Here is a 16,861-nt window from a genome sequence, read left to right on the forward strand (position 1 = left end):
GCCCTGATCAGACCTGTGCAGAGGCCCGGCGGGTGAGGATTCCGCGCCGGACCAGCGCCGCGAGGAAGATCGCGGTCAGGATCAGGATGATCGTCGGCGCGGGCGCGCTGTCGAGGAAGAAGCTCAGGTAGGTGCCCGCCAGCATGGCGAAGAGGCAGGCGGCGCAGGCCGCGACCATCATCTTCCCGAAGCTGCGCGCGATCAGGAAGCCGATGGCGCCCGGCGCGATCAGCAGGCCGACGGCGAGGATCAGCCCGGTGGCGCTCAGCGTTGCCACGATGGTCAGCGAGATCAGCGTCAGCAGCCCGTAGTGCAGCAGCCCCACTGGCAGCCCGCTGGCCCTTGCCTGCGCCGGATCGAAGGCGTGCAGGAGCAGGTCCTTCCATTTGAGCAGCAGCGCCCCGGCCACCGCCAGCGAGATCAGCCCGGCGGTCCAGAGGTCGTCCGCGCCGACGCCGAGCATGTTGCCGAAGAGGATGTGATCGAGGTGCACGTTGGTGTGGATCTGCGTGTAGAGCACGATGCCGAGCGCGAACATGCCCGAGAAGACCACGCCCATCACCGTGTCCTGCTTCACCCGGCTGTTGCCCGCAAGAAAGCCGGTGGCGAGCGCGGTGACCATGCCGGCGCCAAAGGCGCCGAGGATCAGCGGCAGGTTCAGGATGTAGGCCAGCACGACCCCCGGCAGGATCGCGTGGCTGATCGCGTCACCCATCAGCGCCCAGCCCTTCAGCACCAGGAAACACGACAGGAGCGCGGTGGGGATGGCGACGATGGCGCAGATCAGAAAGGCGTTCTGCATGAAGGGGAACTGGAAGGGCAGGGTGAGGGTCTCGATCATGCTGCCTCCTCCAGTGCGGCCTTCGCCTTGCGGCGGGCGGCGAGACGGCCGTGTTTCGGCGCGAAGGTGAAGGCCAGCAGGAAGATCGCCGTCTGCAGCAGCACGATGATCCCGCCGGTGGCGCCGTCGAGGAAGTAGCTCAGGTAGGCGCCGGCGAAACTGGTCACCGTGCCGATCGCCACCGAGGTCGCGATGAGCCGCGGGAAGCGGTCGCAGAGCAGGTAGGCGGTGGCGCCGGGGGTGACGACCATGGCGATCACCAAGAAGGCCCCCACGGTCTGCATCGCCGCCACCACGCAGGCCGAGAGCAGCGTGAAGAAGAGCGCCTTCAGCAACCCCGGCCGCAGCCCGATGGAGCGGGCGTGGCCCTCGTCGAAGAAGACGACCATGAGGTCCTTCCACTTCGCCAGAAGCACCGCCAGCGAGACCAGCCCGATGATCGCCAACTGCAGCGTATCGGCGGGGGTGATGGCGAGGATATTGCCCATGGTGATGGTCTGGATCGACACCGCCATCGGGTTCACCGAGGCCATGAACAGCCCGAGCCCGAAGAAGGAGGTGAAGATGAGGCCGATGATCACGTCGCTCTTCAGCCCCGATCGGTCCGAGAGCAGCAGCATCGCCGCTGCCGCCAGCCCGCCCGACAGGAAGGCGCCGAGCGCGAAGGGCAGGCCGAGCATGTAGGCCCCGGCGACGCCCGGTACCACCGAATGCGAGAGCGCGTCGCCGATCAGCGACCAGCCCTTGAGCATCAGGTAGCTCGACAGGAAGGCGCAGACCGCGCCCACCAGCGCCGAGACCCACATGGCGTTGGTCATGTAGCCGTAGGTGAAAGGCTCGAGCAGGCTCATTCCTCGCGCTCCTTCGCCGCGCGGCGCATTTCGCCGCCGTAGCGCACCAGCGGGCGCTCGTCGTCGGTGAGGATCGAGACGCGGCGGGGGTCTGCATCGTCGTGCAGGTCGGCGCCCTCGATGGTGAAATGACGCAGCACCCCGCCGAAGGCCTCCTCCAGCGCGGCGCGGGTGAAGGTGGTTTCGGTCGGGCCGTAGGCGAGCACCGTGCCCTTGACCAGCACCGTGCGGTCGCAGAACTCCGGCACCGTGCCGAGGTTGTGGGTCGAGACCAGCATGACCCGGCCCTCGGCCTTCAACTCGCGCAACAGCGCGATGATCTGCTCCTCGGTCTTTACGTCGACACCGGTGAAGGGCTCGTCGAGCAGGATCACCTGGCCCTCCTGCGCCAGCGCGCGGGCGAGGAAGACGCGCTTCTTCTGCCCGCCGGACAGCTCGCCGATCTGGCGGTGGCGGAATTCGCTCATGTTGACTCGTGCCAACGCCGCCTCGACCGCCACATGGTCGGCCTTGCCGGGGCGCCGCAGGAAGCCCATGTGTCCGTAGCGGCCCATCATCACCACGTCCTCGACCAGCACCGGGAAGGACCAGTCGACCTCTTCCGACTGCGGCACGTAGGCCGCGAGGTTGCGCTTCAGCGCCGCCTTCACCGATTGGCCGAGCAGGGTGATATTGCCCTGCGCCACGGGCACGAAGCCCATGATCGCCTTGAACAGCGTCGACTTGCCCGCGCCGTTGACCCCCACGAGCGCGGTGATCGTGCCGCGCGGGATCTCGAAGCTGGCGCGGCGCAGGGCGGTGTGGCCGTTGCGGTAGGTGACGGTGACGTCCTCTACGCGGATGCCGTCCATGGTGCCGGTGTCTTTCATGGTGGCCTCCGTCCCGGTCATTGCGCGGCGAAGCCCGCCTCGAGCCCCTCGGCGATGGTGCGCGCGGTGACGCCTAGCAGGTCGAGGTAGCTCGGCACCGGCCCGCCCGGCTCCGACAGGCTGTCGACATAGAGCACGCCGCCGTAGGCGGCGCCGGTCTCGCGCGCCACCTGCTCGGCGGGGCGGGTGCTGACGGTGCTTTCGCAGAACACCACGGGGATGTCGTTGCCGGTGACCCCGTCGATCACCGCGCGCACCTGCTGCGGCGTGCCCATCTGGTCGGCGTTCATCGGCCAGAGGTAGAGCTCCTTCATGCCGAAATCGCGGGCGAGATAGCTGAAGGCGCCCTCGCAGGTGACCAGCCAGCGCTGCGCCTCGGGGATGGCGGCGATGCGGGCGCGCAGCGGCTCGAGCGTGGCGCGCAGCTCGTCCTTGTAGGCAGCGGCGTTGGCTTCGTAAGTGGCGGCGTTCCCGGGGTCGTGCTCGGCGAAGGCGCTGGCGATATTGTCAATGTAGATCAGCGCGTTCTCCAGCCCCATCCAGGCGTGCGGGTTGGGCTTGCCCTGATAGGCGCCGGCGGCGATCGGGATCTGGTCGATGCCCTCGGACAGCGTCACCGAGGGCACGTCCCGCAGGTTCGACAGGAACTGCTCGAACCAGAGCTCCAGGTTCAGCCCGTTCCACAGGATCAGGTCCGCCCCCCGCGCCCGCACGATGTCGCGCGGGGTCGGCTGGTAGCCGTGGATCTCCGCGCCGGGCTTGGTGACCGAGACCACCTCGGCAGCCTCCCCGGCCACCTGCGCTGCCATGTCCGCAAGCACGGTGAAGGTGGTCACCACCTTCATCTTGTCGGCCGCACCGGCGGGCTGGGCGATCAGCAGGCCAAGGCTGGCGAGGGCGGTGACGAGCCGGGGGCTGGCGGGCATGGGGAGTCCTCCTTGGGGTGTTCCGATAAATGTAAATGCGAGGCATTCGCAGAAGTCAAGCTAGATGCGAGTCGTTCTCATTTGTCGGCGGGGCACTGCCGGACCCGGTCTTCCCGCCGCGGCGTGGTTGCCACGTTGCCGGACCGGGGCTATCAAACTGGCCTGAACAGGAGTTGCCCATGACCGCGGTCTCGACCGATTTTGCCCAGGCCTTGCGCGATGCGGGGCTGCGCGTGACGCAGCAGCGCATGATCGTGATGTCCGTGCTCATGGAGTCCGAGGACCACCCCAATGCCGACGAACTCTTCGCGCGCACCAAGGCGATCGACGGGTCGGTCTCCTTTGCCACGGTCTACCGCACGCTGGCGGCGCTGGAGGAGGCGGGGCTGATCCGCAAGCTCAGCTTCGAGCACGAGCCGGCGCGCTTCGAGGTGACTCCGGCGGCGGAGCACGACCACCTTGTCGATGTGGACACCGGCGAGGTGATCGAGATCGAGAGCGAGGAGATCGAACGGCTCCGGCGCGAGCTGGTCGAGCGGCTCGGCTACGAGATCATCAGCCACAACACGTTGATCCGCGCGCGCAAGAAGCCGCGCTCCTGAGCGCGGGCTTTTGCCCGGCGTGCCTTTCGCGCGCATTTTCGGAAAGATGCCTCCGGGGGAGATTTGCTCCGCCGCCGCGCTCGGGTAGTGTCTCGATATGGATTCGGGGATCGACTGGCATTGGGCGCGCGCGGCGCTGGACTGGCAGCTTGAGCTGGGCGCCGACGAGGCGATCGGCGAAGCGCCTGTGGACCGTTTTGCGCTGGAAGCAGCGGAGCAGGCGGCGCGGGCGCAGCCTGCCGCCGCGCCGCAGGTCGAGCGCGGCGCGGCGCCCGTGCCCATGGCCGAGCCGGCCGGGCCGGACCCGGTGCAGCTTGCGCAGGAGGCCGCGCGGGGCGCTGGCAGCCTCGAGGCGCTGCGTGCGGCGATGGAGGGGTTCGAGCATTGCGAGCTGAAGCGCGGCGCACGCAACCTCGTCTTCTGCGACGGGGTCGAGGGCGCGCGGGTGATGATCGTCGGCGAGGCGCCGGGCCGCGAGGAAGACCTGCAGGGCAAGCCCTTCGTCGGACGCGCCGGGCAGTTGCTCGACCGGATGCTGGCGGCGATCGGCCTCGATCGCGCCTCCTCGGTCTACATCACCAACGTGCTGCCCTGGCGGCCGCCGCAGAACCGCGATCCTCGCCCGGACGAGATCGCGATGATGAAGCCCTTCCTTGCCCGGCACATCGCGCTGGCCGACCCGGATCTGCTGGTGATCATGGGCAATATCTCCTGCGATGCCCTTTTGGGCAAACGCGGCATCACCCGTCTGCGCGGCACCTGGGCCGAGGCCGAGGGCCGTCCCGCAATGCCGATGTTCCACCCCGCCTACCTGCTGCGCCAACCCGCCATGAAGCGGCAGGCCTGGGCCGACCTGCTGGAGCTGCAGGCCAAGCTGAAGGCGCTGGGGTGAGGCCGGGGCGGGCCGGGCGCATCTGTGCCGGGGTCGCCGCTTGGGTGTTGTTGCTCGCGCCTGTCCCAATGGCCCGCGCCGATGGCTTCAGCCCGGATTTCATCGCGCTGTTCCGCGACCATGCGGCAGAGGTCGAGGACCCCGCGCCGGGACTCGAAATCCTGGAATTGCCGGGGCCGGTGATCGTCACCCGGCGCGACGGGGCAGGGGTGCAGGCAGAAGATCAGAGCGGCCATGGGCCCGCTGGCTGCGCGCTGGCGCGGTTGGTCGAGATCACTGCCGCCGTGCAGCTCTGCCCGGACCTGCTGAACATTGCCGAGCGCGACCGGCTGGCGAGCCTGCTGCTGCGCGCCGCCCGCTTCGCCGCCGAGAACACCTATCCGCCGCTGTCCGATGAAGAGCGCGAGGACGCGCTGGCGGCAGCGCTGGCCAAGGCGCGGCTGGCGCAGGGCGGCACCTGCCCGCAGCCCGAGACCGAGGCCGACTGGGTGCGCTTCGCCCGCAGCCTCGCCACCGATGCCGCCGCCCGGCGCTTTGCCCATATCTTCGCCGTGCCGCGACTGCCGGTGGCGGAGCCCTGCCCGTGACGCTATGGCTGTCTGCGACACCCCTGTGATCCGAGTGCTGATGGAGTCCGCATGAGCCGCATCGACGAAACCCGAGAGTTCATTCCCGTCCGCATCGCGGTGCTGACCGTGAGCGACACCCGCGGCCTCGACGAGGACCGATCGGGCGCCACGCTGGTGCAGAGATTGACCGATGCAGGGCATCTGCTCGCGGATCGCGCAATCGTGAAGGATGACCGCGCCGCCATTTCGGAGCAGCTGCGGAGGTGGATCGCCGACCCGGAGGTGGATGTGATCATCTCCACCGGCGGCACCGGTCTCACCGGGCGCGACGTGACCGTCGAGGCGCACCGCGATGTCTACGAGAAGGAGATCGACGCCTTCGGCACGGTCTTCACCATGATTTCCATGCAGAAAATCGGCACTTCGGCGGTGCAGTCACGGGCCACGGGTGGCGTTGCGGGGGGCACCTACCTCTTTGCGCTGCCCGGCAGCACCGGCGCCTGCAAGGACGCATGGGACGAGATCCTGCGCTGGCAGCTCGACTACCGGCACATGCCCTGCAACTTCGTCGAGATTTTTCCGCGTCTTGAGGAACACAAGCGGCGGAAATGATACGATCCCGCGTATAACCGTCACGGCTTGGATTGCGCCGGGCGACGGGCGTAAGCTGAATGCGGCCAGTTAGTGCAGCCAGACGGTGCAGCCAGACAGGGGGGCGCGGCCTCTCCATTTCGCGGGACGATCACATGCGGTTTCTTCGGCGGGGCCTCGTTGGGCTCTTTCTCCTTTCGCTGACGCTCGGCCTGCTGGCCTGGGCCGGTATCCTCGTGCGGGACGCGGTGCAGACCTACATCACCGACGCGCCGCGGGTGCCGCAGGCGCGCGAGCGGGTGTTCGCCGTCAACGTGGTGCCGGTGCGGCTGGAGACAGTGTCGCCGGAGATGACCGCCTTCGGCGAGATCCAGAGCCGCCGCAGCCTCGAGCTGCGCAGCGCCGTGGGCGGCACGCTGATCGACCTCGCGCCCGAATTCGTCGAGGGCGGGCGGGTCGCGGCGGGCACGCTGCTGGCGCGCATCGATCCGGCGGACATGCAGGCCGAGCTGGAGCGGATGCAAAGCGCCCTGCTGGATGCCGAGGCCGAGCGCCGCGAGGCGATCCGCGCGGTCGAGCTGGAAAAGGACGCGCTCGCCGCCGCAGAGGAACAGGCGGCACTGCGCCAGCGCGCCTACCAGCGGCAGGCCGACCTGCAGACCCGCGGCGTCGGCACGTCGGCGCTGGTGGAAGAGGCCGAGCTCTCGGCCTCCTCGGCGCGGCAGGCGGTGGTCACCCGGCGGCAGGCGCTGGCGCAGGCCGAGGCGCGGGTCGACCAGAGCACCACGGCGCTCACCCGCGCGCATATCGCGCTGGACGAGGCGCAGCGGCGGCTCGACGAGACGGAGATCCGCGCCGGGTTCGATGCCCAGCTCGAGGACGTCTCGGTGGTCGCCGGCCGGCGGGTCTCGGCGAACGAGATGCTGGCGACGCTGGTGGACCCGCAGGCGCTGGAAGTGGCATTTCGCGTGTCTACCCAGCAGTACCTGCAACTGCTCAATGCCTCGGACCGGCCGCGCGAGCTGCCGGTGACGGTGACGCTGGATTTCTACGGTGCCTCGGTGAGCAGCAAGGGCACGCTGACCCGCGAGGGCGCGGCAGTGGGCGAGGGGCAGACCGGCCGTCTGCTCTTTGCTGCACTCGAGACGCCGCGCGGCTTCAAGCCCGGCGATTTCGTCACCGTGACAGTCGCCGAGCCGCCGCTGGAGCAGGTGGCGCTGCTGCCCGCCACGGCGCTCGGTCCGGCGGGCGACGTCTTGGTGCTTGGCGCCGACGCGCGGCTCGAGGCGGTGCCGGTGGAGCTGCTGCGCCGCCAGGGCGACGCGGTGATCATCCGTGCCGCCGGGCTCGACGGGCGGCAAGTCGTGTCCGAACGCACGCCCTTGCTCGGTGCGGGGATCAAGGTGCGGCCTCTGAACACCGAGGCCGCCAGCGGCCCGAGCGGCCCCGATGTGCAGGCCGAGGCCGCCATGCTCGAGCTGACCGAGGCGCGCCGCGCGCGGCTTGTCGCCTTCATCGAGGGCAGCGCCGGAATGCCCGACGAGGCCAAGCAGCGCCTGCTGGCGCAGCTCTCGGAGCCGATGGTGCCCGCGCAGGTGATCGAGCGGCTCGAAGCGCGGATGGGGGGCTGAGCCGATGCGGCACATCCCCGGCTCCGCGAGCGGCATCCTGAGCTATTTCACCCGCCACCGCACGGTGGCCAACCTGCTGCTGGTGCTGCTTCTCGGCGCCGGGCTGCTGGCCGTGCCCAACATGCGTGCGCAGTATTTTCCTGATGTGATCGAGGACGAGATCGACGTGACCCTGCGCTGGGAGGGCGCCGGGGCATATGACATGGACAATGCCATGGTCCAGCTGCTCGAGCCGACCCTCCTGGCCGTCGAGGGCGTGGTGGCAACCGAAAGCATCTCGCGCGAGGCTTGGGCCCGGATCGAGCTGGAGTTCGAACCCAACTACAATATGGCCAAGGCGCTGGACGATGTGCAGACCGCGGTGGATTCGATCGACAACCTGCCCGAGGAGGCCGACGATCCGCGGGTGACCTCGGGCGGCTGGCGTGACCGGGTGACCGACGTGGTGATCACCGGGCCGGTCGGCGTCGACCAGCTCGGGCGTTTCGCCGACGAGTTCGTCATGCGGCTCTTTGCCGAAGGGGTGACCCGCACCACCGTCCGCGGCGTCGCCGCGCCGCAGATCATCGTCGAGGTGCCGACCGCCAACCTGCTCGGCTACGACGTCACCATGCAGCAGATCGCCGAGGCGATCTCGGCCGAGGTGGATGCCGCCCCGGCGGGGGACGTCAGCGGTGCCAATGCCCGTGTCCGGGCCGGCGTCGAGAAACGCGCCGTGCGCGACATCGCCTCGATCGTGCTGCGCTCCGAGCCCGACGGCACGAAGTTGACGGTGGGCGACGTGGCGCTGCTGCGCGAGGCGGGCATCGACCGCGAGCGCGCCTATTACGTGGGCGAGCACCCGGCGATCTCGGTGCGGGTCGACCGTTCGGCCGATGGCGACGCGATCAAGATCCAGTCCGCCGTTGCCGAGGTGGCGCGGGAGTTCCAGTCGGTGCTGCCGGAGGGCACGACGGTCGACCTGATCCGCACCCGCGCGGAGGCGATCACCAACCGGCTCGACCTGCTGTTGCGTAACGGGCTGTCGGGGCTGGGTCTGGTGCTCTGCCTGCTGTTCCTCTTCCTCAACGCCCGCACCGCGCTCTGGGTCGCGGCGGGCATCCCGACGGCGATGCTGGCGGCGCTGGCGCTGATGTTCGTCTCGGGGCTGACGCTGAACATGATCTCGCTGTTCGCGCTGATCATCACGCTGGGCATCGTGGTCGACGACGCCATCGTGGTGGGCGAGCATGCCGATCACCTGCACCGGCGGCGCGGCCTGTCTCCGGTCGAGGCCGCCGAGACCGCCGCGCGGCGCATGGCGCTGCCGGTGTTCAGCTCGACCCTGACCACGATCATCGCCTTCTTCGGCCTGACGGCGATCAGCGGGCGCTTCGGGCAGATGATCGCCGACATTCCCTTCACGGTGATTGTCGTGCTGATCGCCAGCCTCGTCGAGTGCTTCCTGATCCTGCCCAACCACATGGCCCATGCCATTGCCAAGTCGACCGAGCATCACTGGTACGACTGGCCCTCGCGCATGGTGAACCGCGGCTTCCGCTGGGTCCGCGAGACGCTGTTCCGCCCGTTCATGGCCGGGGTGATCGCGGCCCGTTACGTGGTGCTGGCGGCGGCGGTGCTGCTGCTCGCCTCGCAGGCGGCGAGCTTCATCCGCGGCGACGTGGTCTGGCGCTTCTTCAATTCGCCCGAGCAGCCCTCGGTCAGCGGCAATTTCGCCATGGCGCCGGGTGCCTCGCGCGCCGACACGCTGGCGCAGCTGCGCGAGATGCAGCGCGCGACCGAGGAGCTGGGCGCCGAGTACGAGGCGCGCTACGGCCGCAACCCGCTCGAATATGTGATCGCCGAGATCGGCGGCAACTCGGGCCGTCCGCTGGCCGAGGCCGAGAATAAGGAGCCCGACCAGCTCGGCGCCATCTCCATCGAGCTGATCGAGCCCGACTTCCGGCCCTATTCCAGCTTCCAGTTCGTCGCCGACCTGCAGGAGCGGGTCGAGCAGATGCCGATGGTCGAGGTGATCAGCTTCCGCGGCTGGCGTTCGGGGCCCGGGGGCGATGCGCTCGACGTGCAGTTCTACGGTGCCGATGCCGCGACGCTGAAGCGCGCCGCTGAGGATCTGAAGACCGCGGTCCTGCGCTATCCCGAGGTCTCGGCGGTCGAGGACAACCTGTCCTACGACAAGGATGAGCTGGCGCTCGAGCTGACGCCGCAGGGACAGGCGCTGGGGCTGACCGTGGACGATCTGGGGCGGGTCCTGCGTGGCCGCATCGGCGGGATCGAGGCGGCGACCTTCCCGGTCGGCCCGCGCAGCGCCGAGGTGCGGGTGGAATTGCCGGAACGCGAGCAGACCGCCGACTTCCTCGAGCGCACGCAGATCCGCACTCCCGAGGGCGCCTACGTGCAGCTTGCCGATATCGTGCGGGTCGAGCGCAGCAGCGGCTTTTCCTCGGTGCGGCGCCAGAACGGGCTGAACACGGTCTCGGTCACCGGCGACATCTCCGAGGATGACGCCGAGCGGGCCGCCGAGATCGTGCAGACGCTGAAGGACGAGATTCTGCCGGCCATCGCGGCCGAACGGCAGATCGAGTACCGAATCTCGGGCATGGCCGAGGACGAGCGGAACTTCCTGTCGGATGCCGGGTCCGGCCTCGTGCTGGTGCTGCTGGGCATCTACCTCGTGCTGGCCTGGGTCTTTGCAAGCTGGACGCGGCCGCTGGTGGTCATGGCCGTGATCCCCTTCGGCCTCGTGGGGGCGATCTACGGCCATGCGCTCTGGGACGTGCCCCTGTCGATGTTCACCGTGGTGGGACTGCTGGGCATGACCGGGATCATCATCAACGACTCCATCGTGCTGGTCAGCCAGATCGACGAATATGCCCCGGACCGGGGCATATTCCAGGCGATCATCGACGGCGCGGCGGACCGGCTGCGGCCGGTGTTCCTGACCACGGCGACCACGGTGCTGGGTCTCGCGCCGCTGCTCTACGAGCGCAGCTCGGACGCGCAGTTCCTCAAGCCGACGGTGATCACCCTGGTCTACGGTCTGGGCTTCGGAATGCTGCTGGTGCTGCTGGTGGTGCCGGCGCTGCTGGCGGCGCAGCATGACATCGCCCGGCGCATCGCGGCGGTGCGCCGCGGGGCGCGGCACCGCCACGGCGGCGTGCGGGCGCTGGTGCTGGGGCTCGGGGCGCTGGTGCTGGGCTGGCTCGCCGCGACGATGGGCAGCCTGCTGGTCCGCGGCGCGCTGCCCGAGGCGCTGCAACTGCCCGCGCTGGCGGGACTGCCGGGGCCGGTGGCCGGGTTCGTGCTCTTCGTCGGAGGCGTGGCGCTGCTGCTGGGGCTGGTCTGGTTGGCGGTGCTGGGACTGGCGCTGCGCCGGGGGCGGGCAGGGGCCTGATCGCGGCCCCGATCGGGGTCGGAACCCCTCTGCCGGAGGCGCTGTCGCCCGTGCTGGCGGGGGCCTCGTCAAGAACGCATCAAACAAGCATCGCGCCGAAGGGTCATGCGGTCAGGCGCCGTCCGGTGGACATATCCCGAGGCTCATGGCGATCTGTGAGAAGACTTCGCGGGCCAAGATCGTAAGATCGTCGGAATGCGATCCGGCGGCTAGGCGCGAGTCCGACTTCCGGCGGAGGCTTCAGCCGCAGCCCTGGATGTCGACCGCCTGGCTGTCGCCCAGCACGGTGAAGCGCAGCTTCGAGCGGTCGAGGGCGAAGGGCTTGCCCTCCATGTGCATCAGCTTGGTCTCGCTGACCAGCGTGCCGCCGGTGCGCCGGGTCTTGGGTTCGGAGGCCCAGAGCTCGGGCTGGCCGGCCTCGACCACGGTTTCCTCGGAGCCGGTGATCGCCGGCATGTCGATCTCGGCGCGCAGCTTGATGCCGCCCTTGGTGGGGCTGACCGAGCAGCGCACCGCGCTCACCCGGGCCTCCTTGGCGGTGAAGGGCGCCTCGGCCAGCGCCGCGGCGATCATCGGATCGACGCTGGTGCTGTCGGGCAGGACGGCGGTCACATGCAGGGTCTGCGGCACGCAGATGTCGCTGCACACGCCGATCATCATGTTCGCCTTGAGGGTCACCGGTCCGCCGCTGCCCGCGATGCGCAGCGGCAGCACCAGCTCGTCCTTGTAACCGACCGAGCGCGCGCCGGATTGGCGGAAGATATGCGGCGTCGGCCAGAGCGCCGTGACCCGCGCCACGTTCGAGGAGCCACTCCAGTCGAAGACCGGCGGAATGCCGGCCTCGCCGGGCGCGCGCCAGTAGGTCTTCCATCCCGGTGCGAGGCGCAGGTGCAGCGCCGCCATGTGATCGCCGCCCGGCAGGCGCCACCCGGGGCGCAGCTCGGCGGTGACAGGCTCTTCGGCACGGGCCGTCCCGGAGGTCAGAACGGGCACTCCGAGGGCGCACAGGCAGGTCAGGACACGGATGGCTTTGCGGATCATGACTTTCAAATGGCGCCTCCCCACGCTCCTGCCAAGTCACATTGCAGCGAGAGCGCGGTGTTTCAACCCGCTTGTGTGCTTGCACCCTCAGTTCCGGAAGGTCACACTCGGGAGGCAGATTGCAGAAAGGTCCTCATGACGCACGCCCAGATCGCCTCCGGCGCCACCGACCTCACCGGCTCCGTGCTGATCGCCATGCCCGGCATGGGCGACGAACGTTTCGAACACGCGGTGATCTACCTCTGCGCCCATTCCGACGAGGGAGCGATGGGGTTGATCCTCAACAAGCCGTCCTCGGACGTGACGCTGGAAGGGCTGTTCGAACAGCTTGGAATCGACGCGGAACCCGGATCGGGGCACGAGCCGGTGCACTTCGGCGGCCCGGTCGAGATGGGCCGGGGATTCGTGCTACACAGCGCGGATTACCGCTCGGAGCTGACCACGCTGCAGGTCGACGACGGGTTTTCCATGACCGGCACGCTCGACGTGCTCGAACATATCGCGCGCGGCGACGGGCCGGACGACTGGATCGCCATGCTCGGCTATGCCGGCTGGGGGCCGGGGCAGCTCGAGGGCGAGCTGGCCGAGAACGCCTGGCTCGTCTGTCCCGCGAGCCGCGAACTGGTTTTCGGCACGCCGGACGATTCCAAGTGGGGGGCCGCGCTCGACAGCCTCGGCATCGCGGCGCTGGCGCTCTCGGGCGAGGGCGGACGCGCCTGAACGGCGCGGTCGATGCCGCACCTCCAATGTAAAATGCCGCGCTTCAGCGCGGGGCGGCGGCGCGGCTGAGCCGGTCGTTGATGGCCACGCCCGCGCCGACATGCGGGATCGGCGCGACGGCGATCACCTCGGCGCCCTGCGCATCGAGCGCGTGCAGATGTGCAAAGAGGTTGGAGGCCGCCTCGTCGAGATCGCCCTCGGTCGAGAGGTTCAGGTCGCACTCGATATCCCCGAAGCCGAGCCGGGCCTCGCCCTCGCGCCATTCGGCGGCGTTGAGGCGCATCCGCGCCCGCGGCGCGTAATGCGAGGCGGTCTGGCCGGGGGCGGAGATCTGCTCGCGCTCCTGACGGCGCATCACCGGGTGGCCGAGCGCGTCCGAGAGTTGCTCGGCGCTGATCCCGCCGGGGCGCAGCAGGGTGGGGCGGCCGGCGAGGCCGAGAATGGTGCTTTCGAGGCCGACCGGGCAGGGGCCGCCGTCGAGCACCGCGGCGATGCGCCCGTCGAGGCTGCTGAGCACGTGGTCGGCGGTGGTCGGGCTGATCCGCCCGGAGCGGTTGGCCGAGGGGCCGGCGAGCGGGCCGCCGAACGCGGTGAGCAGGTCGCGCGCCAGCGGCGCGGCGGGCAGCCGCACGGCCAGCGTGCTGAGCCCGGCGGTGACGCGATCCGAGATGCCGGCATCGTCGCGCAGCGGCAGCACCAGCGTCAGCGGGCCGGGCCAGAAGGCCTGCGCGATATTGTCGGCGGTGCCGGACCACTGCACGAGTTCCTTGGCGTGCTCGATGCTGGGCACATGCACGATCAGCGGGTTGAAGCTGGGACGGCCCTTGGCCTCGTAGATCGCGGCCACCGCCGCATCGTCGCGGGCATCCGCGCCGAGGCCGTAGACCGTCTCGGTCGGGAAGGCGACGAGCTTGCCGTCGCGCAGCAGCTCGGCGGCGCGGGCGATCCCCGCCGCATCGGCGGTCAGGCGCTGGGTCGAGGTGTCGGGCATCGGGCTATCCGTGACGCTGCGTTCCGTTTGGTCGGGGGCGAGCCATGGTCTTAGGGTCGCTCACAAATCGTGGGATCCTCCCTACCCGAGGGGACCCGCCTTGCCAACCGGGATCGGAGGACCTGCCATGCCCTATCGCGCGCCTGTCGCTGAAATGACCTTCCTGCTCGAGGAGGTGGTCGGCTTCGATGCGGTCAGCGCGACGGAGCGGTTTGCCGAGGCGAGCCCCGACATGGTGCAGGCGGTCCTGGGCGAGGCGGGGCGGATCTGCGACGAGGTCATGGCGCCGCTCAACCGCGCCGGTGACCTGCAGGGGGCGAAGCTGGAGAACGGTGTGCTGCGCAGCTCGCCGGGCTTCGCCGAGGGTTATGCCGCGCTGGCCGAAGGGGGCTGGGTGTCGGTCTCGGCGCCGCCGGAATTCGGCGGCATGGGCCTGCCGGTGGCGGTGGGCACGGCGGTCAACGAGATGATGGCCGGGGCCTGCCTCGCGCTGCAATTGAACCCGCTGCTGACGCAGGGCCAGATCGAGGCGCTGGAGCATCATGCCAGCGAGGAGATCAAGGCGCTCTACCTGCCCAAGCTGATCTCCGGCGAATGGTCGGGCACGATGAACCTGACCGAGCCGCAGGCGGGCTCGGACGTAGGGGCGCTGACCAGCAAGGCGGCGCCGAACGGCGACGGCACCTATGCGGTGACCGGGCAGAAGATCTTCATCTCGTGGGGCGATTGCGATTTCGTCGGCAACGTCTGCCACCTCGTGCTGGCCCGGCTGCCCGATGCGCCCGCCGGGACGAAGGGGATCAGCCTCTTCCTCGTGCCCAAGTACATTCCCGACGCCGAGGGCGCGCCGGGGGTGGCGAACGGCCTCAAGGTGGTCAGCCTCGAGCACAAGATGGGGCTGCACGGCTCGCCGACCTGCGTGATGAGCTTCGAAGGGGCCACGGGCTGGCTGATCGGCGAGGAAGGCGGCGGCATGCGCGCCATGTTCACCATGATGAACAATGCCCGGCTCGGCGTCGGCGGGCAGGGCATCGGCGCGGCCGAGGGCGCCTACCAGCACGCGCTTGAATACGCGATGGAGCGCAAGCAGGGGCGCTCGCCGGATGGCACCATCGTCGGCCATGCCGACGTGCGGCGGATGCTGGCGGGGATGAAGGCGGACATCCTCGCGGCCCGGTCGATCGCGCTGGCCTGCGCCGTGGCCATCGACATGGGCCGCGCCGCCGGCGAGGCCGACTGGATTGCCCGCGCCGCCTTCCTGACGCCGATCGCCAAGGCCTTCGGCACCGATGTCGGCTGCGCGGCGGCCGAGGCGGGCGTGCAGGTCTACGGCGGCATGGGCTACATCGAGGAGAGCGGCGCCGCGCAATTCTACCGCGACGTGCGGGTGACGGCGATCTACGAAGGCACCAACGGCATCCAGGCGATGGACCTAGTCGGGCGCAAGCTGATGGACGGTGGCGAGGCGGCGGCGCGGCTGCTCGACGAGATCGAGGCGCAGGCCGAGGCCGCCAAGGCGACCGTTCCCGAGCTTGCCGGTGCGGTCTGGGAGGCCGCCGAGAGCCTGCGCGAGGCGACCGAGGCGCTGGTGGCGCGCCCGATGCCGGAGCGCTTCGGCGTGGCGGTGCCCTACCTGCGCGCCTTTGCCCGCGTGCTCGGGGGGCATTTCCATCTGCGCGCTGCCGTGGCAGACCCCGCGGGAGCCCATGCGCGTCTCGCGCATTTCTACATCACGCGGCTCCTGCCCGAACACGCCGGCCTGCTGGCCCATGTCGCGCGGGGGGACGCCGAGCTGATGGCCATCACCGCCGAGGACCTTGCCGCCTGATGAAGCCTGCCCTGCACTACCCGTTCGACACGCCGCCCGCCTGGGGCGAGGCCCTGGAAGTTGCCGAGGGGGTGCTCTGGATGCGCCTGCCGCTGCCGATGAAGCTCGATCACGTCAACGTCTACGCGCTGGACGACGGCGACGGCTGGACGCTGATCGACACGGGCATGCACACGCCGCGGGCGCTGCGGGTCTGGGAACAGTTGCTGGAAGGGCCGCTCAAGGGCAAGCCGGTGCGGCGGGTGGTGGTGACCCATCACCACCCGGATCACGTCGGCCTCGCGGGCTGGTTCCAGCAGCAGGGGGCGGAGCTGCTGACCACGCGGACGGCCTGGCTGTTTGCGCGCATGCTGCAGCTCGATGCGCAGGAGGCGCCGCCGCCGGAACAGGTGACCTATTGGCAGCGCTGCGGCATGGCGTCGCGCGTGCTGGAACGGCGGCGCACCGAACGGCCCTTCAACTTCGCCGATTGCGTCTGGCCGATGCCGCTCGGCTTCACCCGGCTGCAGCAGGGCGACGTGCTGCGCATGGGCGGGCGCGACTGGGAGGTACACATGGGCAACGGCCATGCGCCCGAGCATGCGACCTTCTGGTCGAAGGACGACGCGCTGGTGCTGGCGGGGGACCAGATCCTCTCGACCATCAGCTCCAACCTCGGCGTCTATGCCACCGAGCCAGAGGCCGACCCGGTGGGCGACTGGCTCGAGGCCTGCGAGCGGCTCGGGACCATGGCGCGCGACGACCACTTCGTGCTCGGCGGGCACAAGCTGCCGTTCTCCGGTCTGCCGTTCCGCATGCGCCAGCTGATCGACAACCACCACGGCGCGCTGGAGCGGCTCGAGGCGCACCTCGATACGCCGAAGAGCGCCGGAGATTGCTTTGCGCCGCTGTTCAAGCGCACGATCGGCGATGCGGAATACGGGCTCGCGCTGGTCGAGGCCATGGCACATTGTCAGCGCCTCTACCTCGAGGGGCGCGCAACGCGGAGCCTCGGCGAGGACGGCGCGTGGCTGTGGCAGGCGGCACGAAGCTGATCTCCGACGCGGCTGCGGTACGGGGTCGGGACTGGCTCAAGACAGGTGACAGCTGGGTGAGAATCCGCTAAGCCTCTGGTC

General features: G+C 69.7%; 15 protein-coding genes. 9 read left to right on the forward strand and 6 right to left on the reverse strand.

The window, feature by feature from the left end; genetic code table 11:
* Positions 1–7: 7 nt before the first annotated feature.
* From LC039_RS18080 to LC039_RS18095, 4 genes are read right to left on the reverse strand one after another with little or no spacing between them, the layout of a single operon-like run.
* Positions 8–841, reverse strand: coding sequence for a metal ABC transporter permease (locus tag LC039_RS18080; protein WP_226627084.1), 834 nt, complete (start codon positions 839–841; stop codon positions 8–10).
* Positions 838–1,692, reverse strand: a complete 855-nt coding sequence (locus LC039_RS18085) for a metal ABC transporter permease (protein ID WP_226627086.1) — start codon at positions 1,690–1,692, stop codon at positions 838–840. Before LC039_RS18085 ends, LC039_RS18080 begins: the two co-directional genes overlap by 4 nt.
* Positions 1,689–2,561, reverse strand: coding sequence for a manganese/iron ABC transporter ATP-binding protein (locus LC039_RS18090; protein ID WP_319003732.1), 873 nt, complete (start codon positions 2,559–2,561; stop codon positions 1,689–1,691). Before LC039_RS18090 ends, LC039_RS18085 begins: the two co-directional genes overlap by 4 nt.
* A 17-nt stretch (positions 2,562–2,578) precedes the next feature.
* The gene (locus LC039_RS18095) at positions 2,579–3,487 is read right to left on the reverse strand and encodes a metal ABC transporter substrate-binding protein (RefSeq protein WP_226627088.1); all 909 of its coding nucleotides are present in this window, start codon (positions 3,485–3,487) and stop codon (positions 2,579–2,581) included.
* A 179-nt stretch (positions 3,488–3,666) separates the two neighbouring features.
* On the opposite strand from LC039_RS18095, the gene LC039_RS18100 reads away from it, so the two are divergent.
* The 6 genes from LC039_RS18100 to LC039_RS18125 all read left to right on the forward strand — a co-directional run bounded on the left by LC039_RS18100 (position 3,667) and on the right by LC039_RS18125 (position 11,166).
* The gene (locus tag LC039_RS18100) at positions 3,667–4,089 is read left to right on the forward strand and encodes a Fur family transcriptional regulator (protein WP_226627090.1); all 423 of its coding nucleotides are present in this window, start codon (positions 3,667–3,669) and stop codon (positions 4,087–4,089) included.
* Between the two features lie 97 nt (positions 4,090–4,186).
* Positions 4,187–4,981 carry a uracil-DNA glycosylase gene (locus LC039_RS18105; RefSeq protein WP_319003733.1) on the forward strand — a complete coding sequence of 265 codons (795 nt, stop codon included), beginning with the start codon at positions 4,187–4,189 and terminating at the stop codon, positions 4,979–4,981.
* 68 nt (positions 4,982–5,049) lie between these two features.
* Positions 5,050–5,568, forward strand: a complete 519-nt coding sequence (locus tag LC039_RS18110; RefSeq protein WP_226627091.1) for a hypothetical protein — start codon at positions 5,050–5,052, stop codon at positions 5,566–5,568.
* Positions 5,569–5,619: 51 nt separating this feature from the next.
* On the forward strand, positions 5,620–6,162 hold the full coding sequence (moaB, locus tag LC039_RS18115; protein ID WP_226627094.1) for a molybdenum cofactor biosynthesis protein B: 543 nt from the start codon (positions 5,620–5,622) through the stop codon (positions 6,160–6,162).
* A gap of 134 nt (positions 6,163–6,296) precedes the next feature.
* A complete protein-coding gene (locus LC039_RS18120; protein ID WP_226627096.1) occupies positions 6,297–7,772 on the forward strand; it encodes an efflux RND transporter periplasmic adaptor subunit in 1,476 nt (491 codons plus the stop codon).
* Positions 7,773–7,776: 4 nt separating this feature from the next.
* On the forward strand, positions 7,777–11,166 hold the full coding sequence (locus LC039_RS18125; protein ID WP_226627098.1) for an efflux RND transporter permease subunit: 3,390 nt from the start codon (positions 7,777–7,779) through the stop codon (positions 11,164–11,166).
* A gap of 240 nt (positions 11,167–11,406) precedes the next feature.
* Here the strand turns inward: LC039_RS18125 and LC039_RS18130 are convergent, their stop codons facing one another.
* Positions 11,407–12,207 (reverse strand): protein-disulfide reductase DsbD domain-containing protein, encoded by an 801-nt coding sequence (locus LC039_RS18130; RefSeq protein WP_226627100.1) that lies wholly within the window; start codon positions 12,205–12,207, stop codon positions 11,407–11,409.
* A gap of 135 nt (positions 12,208–12,342) precedes the next feature.
* Between LC039_RS18130 and LC039_RS18135 the strand changes: the two genes are divergently transcribed.
* A complete protein-coding gene (locus LC039_RS18135; protein WP_226627101.1) occupies positions 12,343–12,927 on the forward strand; it encodes a YqgE/AlgH family protein in 585 nt (194 codons plus the stop codon).
* A 43-nt stretch (positions 12,928–12,970) separates the two neighbouring features.
* Here the strand turns inward: LC039_RS18135 and LC039_RS18140 are convergent, their stop codons facing one another.
* Positions 12,971–13,918 (reverse strand): L-threonylcarbamoyladenylate synthase, encoded by a 948-nt coding sequence (locus tag LC039_RS18140; RefSeq protein ID WP_226627103.1) that lies wholly within the window; start codon positions 13,916–13,918, stop codon positions 12,971–12,973.
* A gap of 127 nt (positions 13,919–14,045) precedes the next feature.
* On the opposite strand from LC039_RS18140, the gene LC039_RS18145 reads away from it, so the two are divergent.
* Positions 14,046–15,746: an acyl-CoA dehydrogenase gene (locus LC039_RS18145; RefSeq protein WP_226627104.1), complete on the forward strand. Its 1,701-nt coding sequence runs from the start codon at positions 14,046–14,048 to the stop codon at positions 15,744–15,746.
* Positions 15,746–16,780 carry an MBL fold metallo-hydrolase gene (locus tag LC039_RS18150; protein WP_226627106.1) on the forward strand — a complete coding sequence of 345 codons (1,035 nt, stop codon included), beginning with the start codon at positions 15,746–15,748 and terminating at the stop codon, positions 16,778–16,780. Before LC039_RS18145 ends, LC039_RS18150 begins: the two co-directional genes overlap by 1 nt.
* Positions 16,781–16,861 lie beyond the last annotated feature (81 nt).

The organism is Alloyangia pacifica (assembly GCF_020524285.1).
Classification (GTDB): Bacteria; Pseudomonadota; Alphaproteobacteria; order Rhodobacterales; family Rhodobacteraceae; genus Salipiger; species Salipiger pacificus_B.

What these genes read in the sequence shown, in the direction of transcription:
- LC039_RS18145 (WP_226627104.1), top strand. Translation starts at nt 14,046, where the DNA reads ATGCCCTATCGCGCGCCTGTCGCTGAAATGACCTTCCTGCTCGAGGAG.
- LC039_RS18150 (WP_226627106.1), top strand. Translation starts at nt 15,746, where the DNA reads ATGAAGCCTGCCCTGCACTACCCGTTCGACACGCCGCCCGCCTGGGGC.
- LC039_RS18090 (WP_319003732.1), bottom strand. Translation starts at nt 2,561, where the DNA reads ATGAAAGACACCGGCACCATGGACGGCATCCGCGTAGAGGACGTCACC.
- LC039_RS18110 (WP_226627091.1), top strand. Translation starts at nt 5,050, where the DNA reads ATGGCCCGCGCCGATGGCTTCAGCCCGGATTTCATCGCGCTGTTCCGC.
- moaB (WP_226627094.1), top strand. Translation starts at nt 5,620, where the DNA reads ATGAGCCGCATCGACGAAACCCGAGAGTTCATTCCCGTCCGCATCGCG.
- LC039_RS18095 (WP_226627088.1), bottom strand. Translation starts at nt 3,487, where the DNA reads ATGCCCGCCAGCCCCCGGCTCGTCACCGCCCTCGCCAGCCTTGGCCTG.
- LC039_RS18085 (WP_226627086.1), bottom strand. Translation starts at nt 1,692, where the DNA reads ATGAGCCTGCTCGAGCCTTTCACCTACGGCTACATGACCAACGCCATG.
- LC039_RS18120 (WP_226627096.1), top strand. Translation starts at nt 6,297, where the DNA reads ATGCGGTTTCTTCGGCGGGGCCTCGTTGGGCTCTTTCTCCTTTCGCTG.
- LC039_RS18135 (WP_226627101.1), top strand. Translation starts at nt 12,343, where the DNA reads ATGACGCACGCCCAGATCGCCTCCGGCGCCACCGACCTCACCGGCTCC.
- LC039_RS18100 (WP_226627090.1), top strand. Translation starts at nt 3,667, where the DNA reads ATGACCGCGGTCTCGACCGATTTTGCCCAGGCCTTGCGCGATGCGGGG.
- LC039_RS18105 (WP_319003733.1), top strand. Translation starts at nt 4,187, where the DNA reads ATGGATTCGGGGATCGACTGGCATTGGGCGCGCGCGGCGCTGGACTGG.
- LC039_RS18080 (WP_226627084.1), bottom strand. Translation starts at nt 841, where the DNA reads ATGATCGAGACCCTCACCCTGCCCTTCCAGTTCCCCTTCATGCAGAAC.
- LC039_RS18130 (WP_226627100.1), bottom strand. Translation starts at nt 12,207, where the DNA reads ATGATCCGCAAAGCCATCCGTGTCCTGACCTGCCTGTGCGCCCTCGGA.
- LC039_RS18140 (WP_226627103.1), bottom strand. Translation starts at nt 13,918, where the DNA reads ATGCCCGACACCTCGACCCAGCGCCTGACCGCCGATGCGGCGGGGATC.
- LC039_RS18125 (WP_226627098.1), top strand. Translation starts at nt 7,777, where the DNA reads ATGCGGCACATCCCCGGCTCCGCGAGCGGCATCCTGAGCTATTTCACC.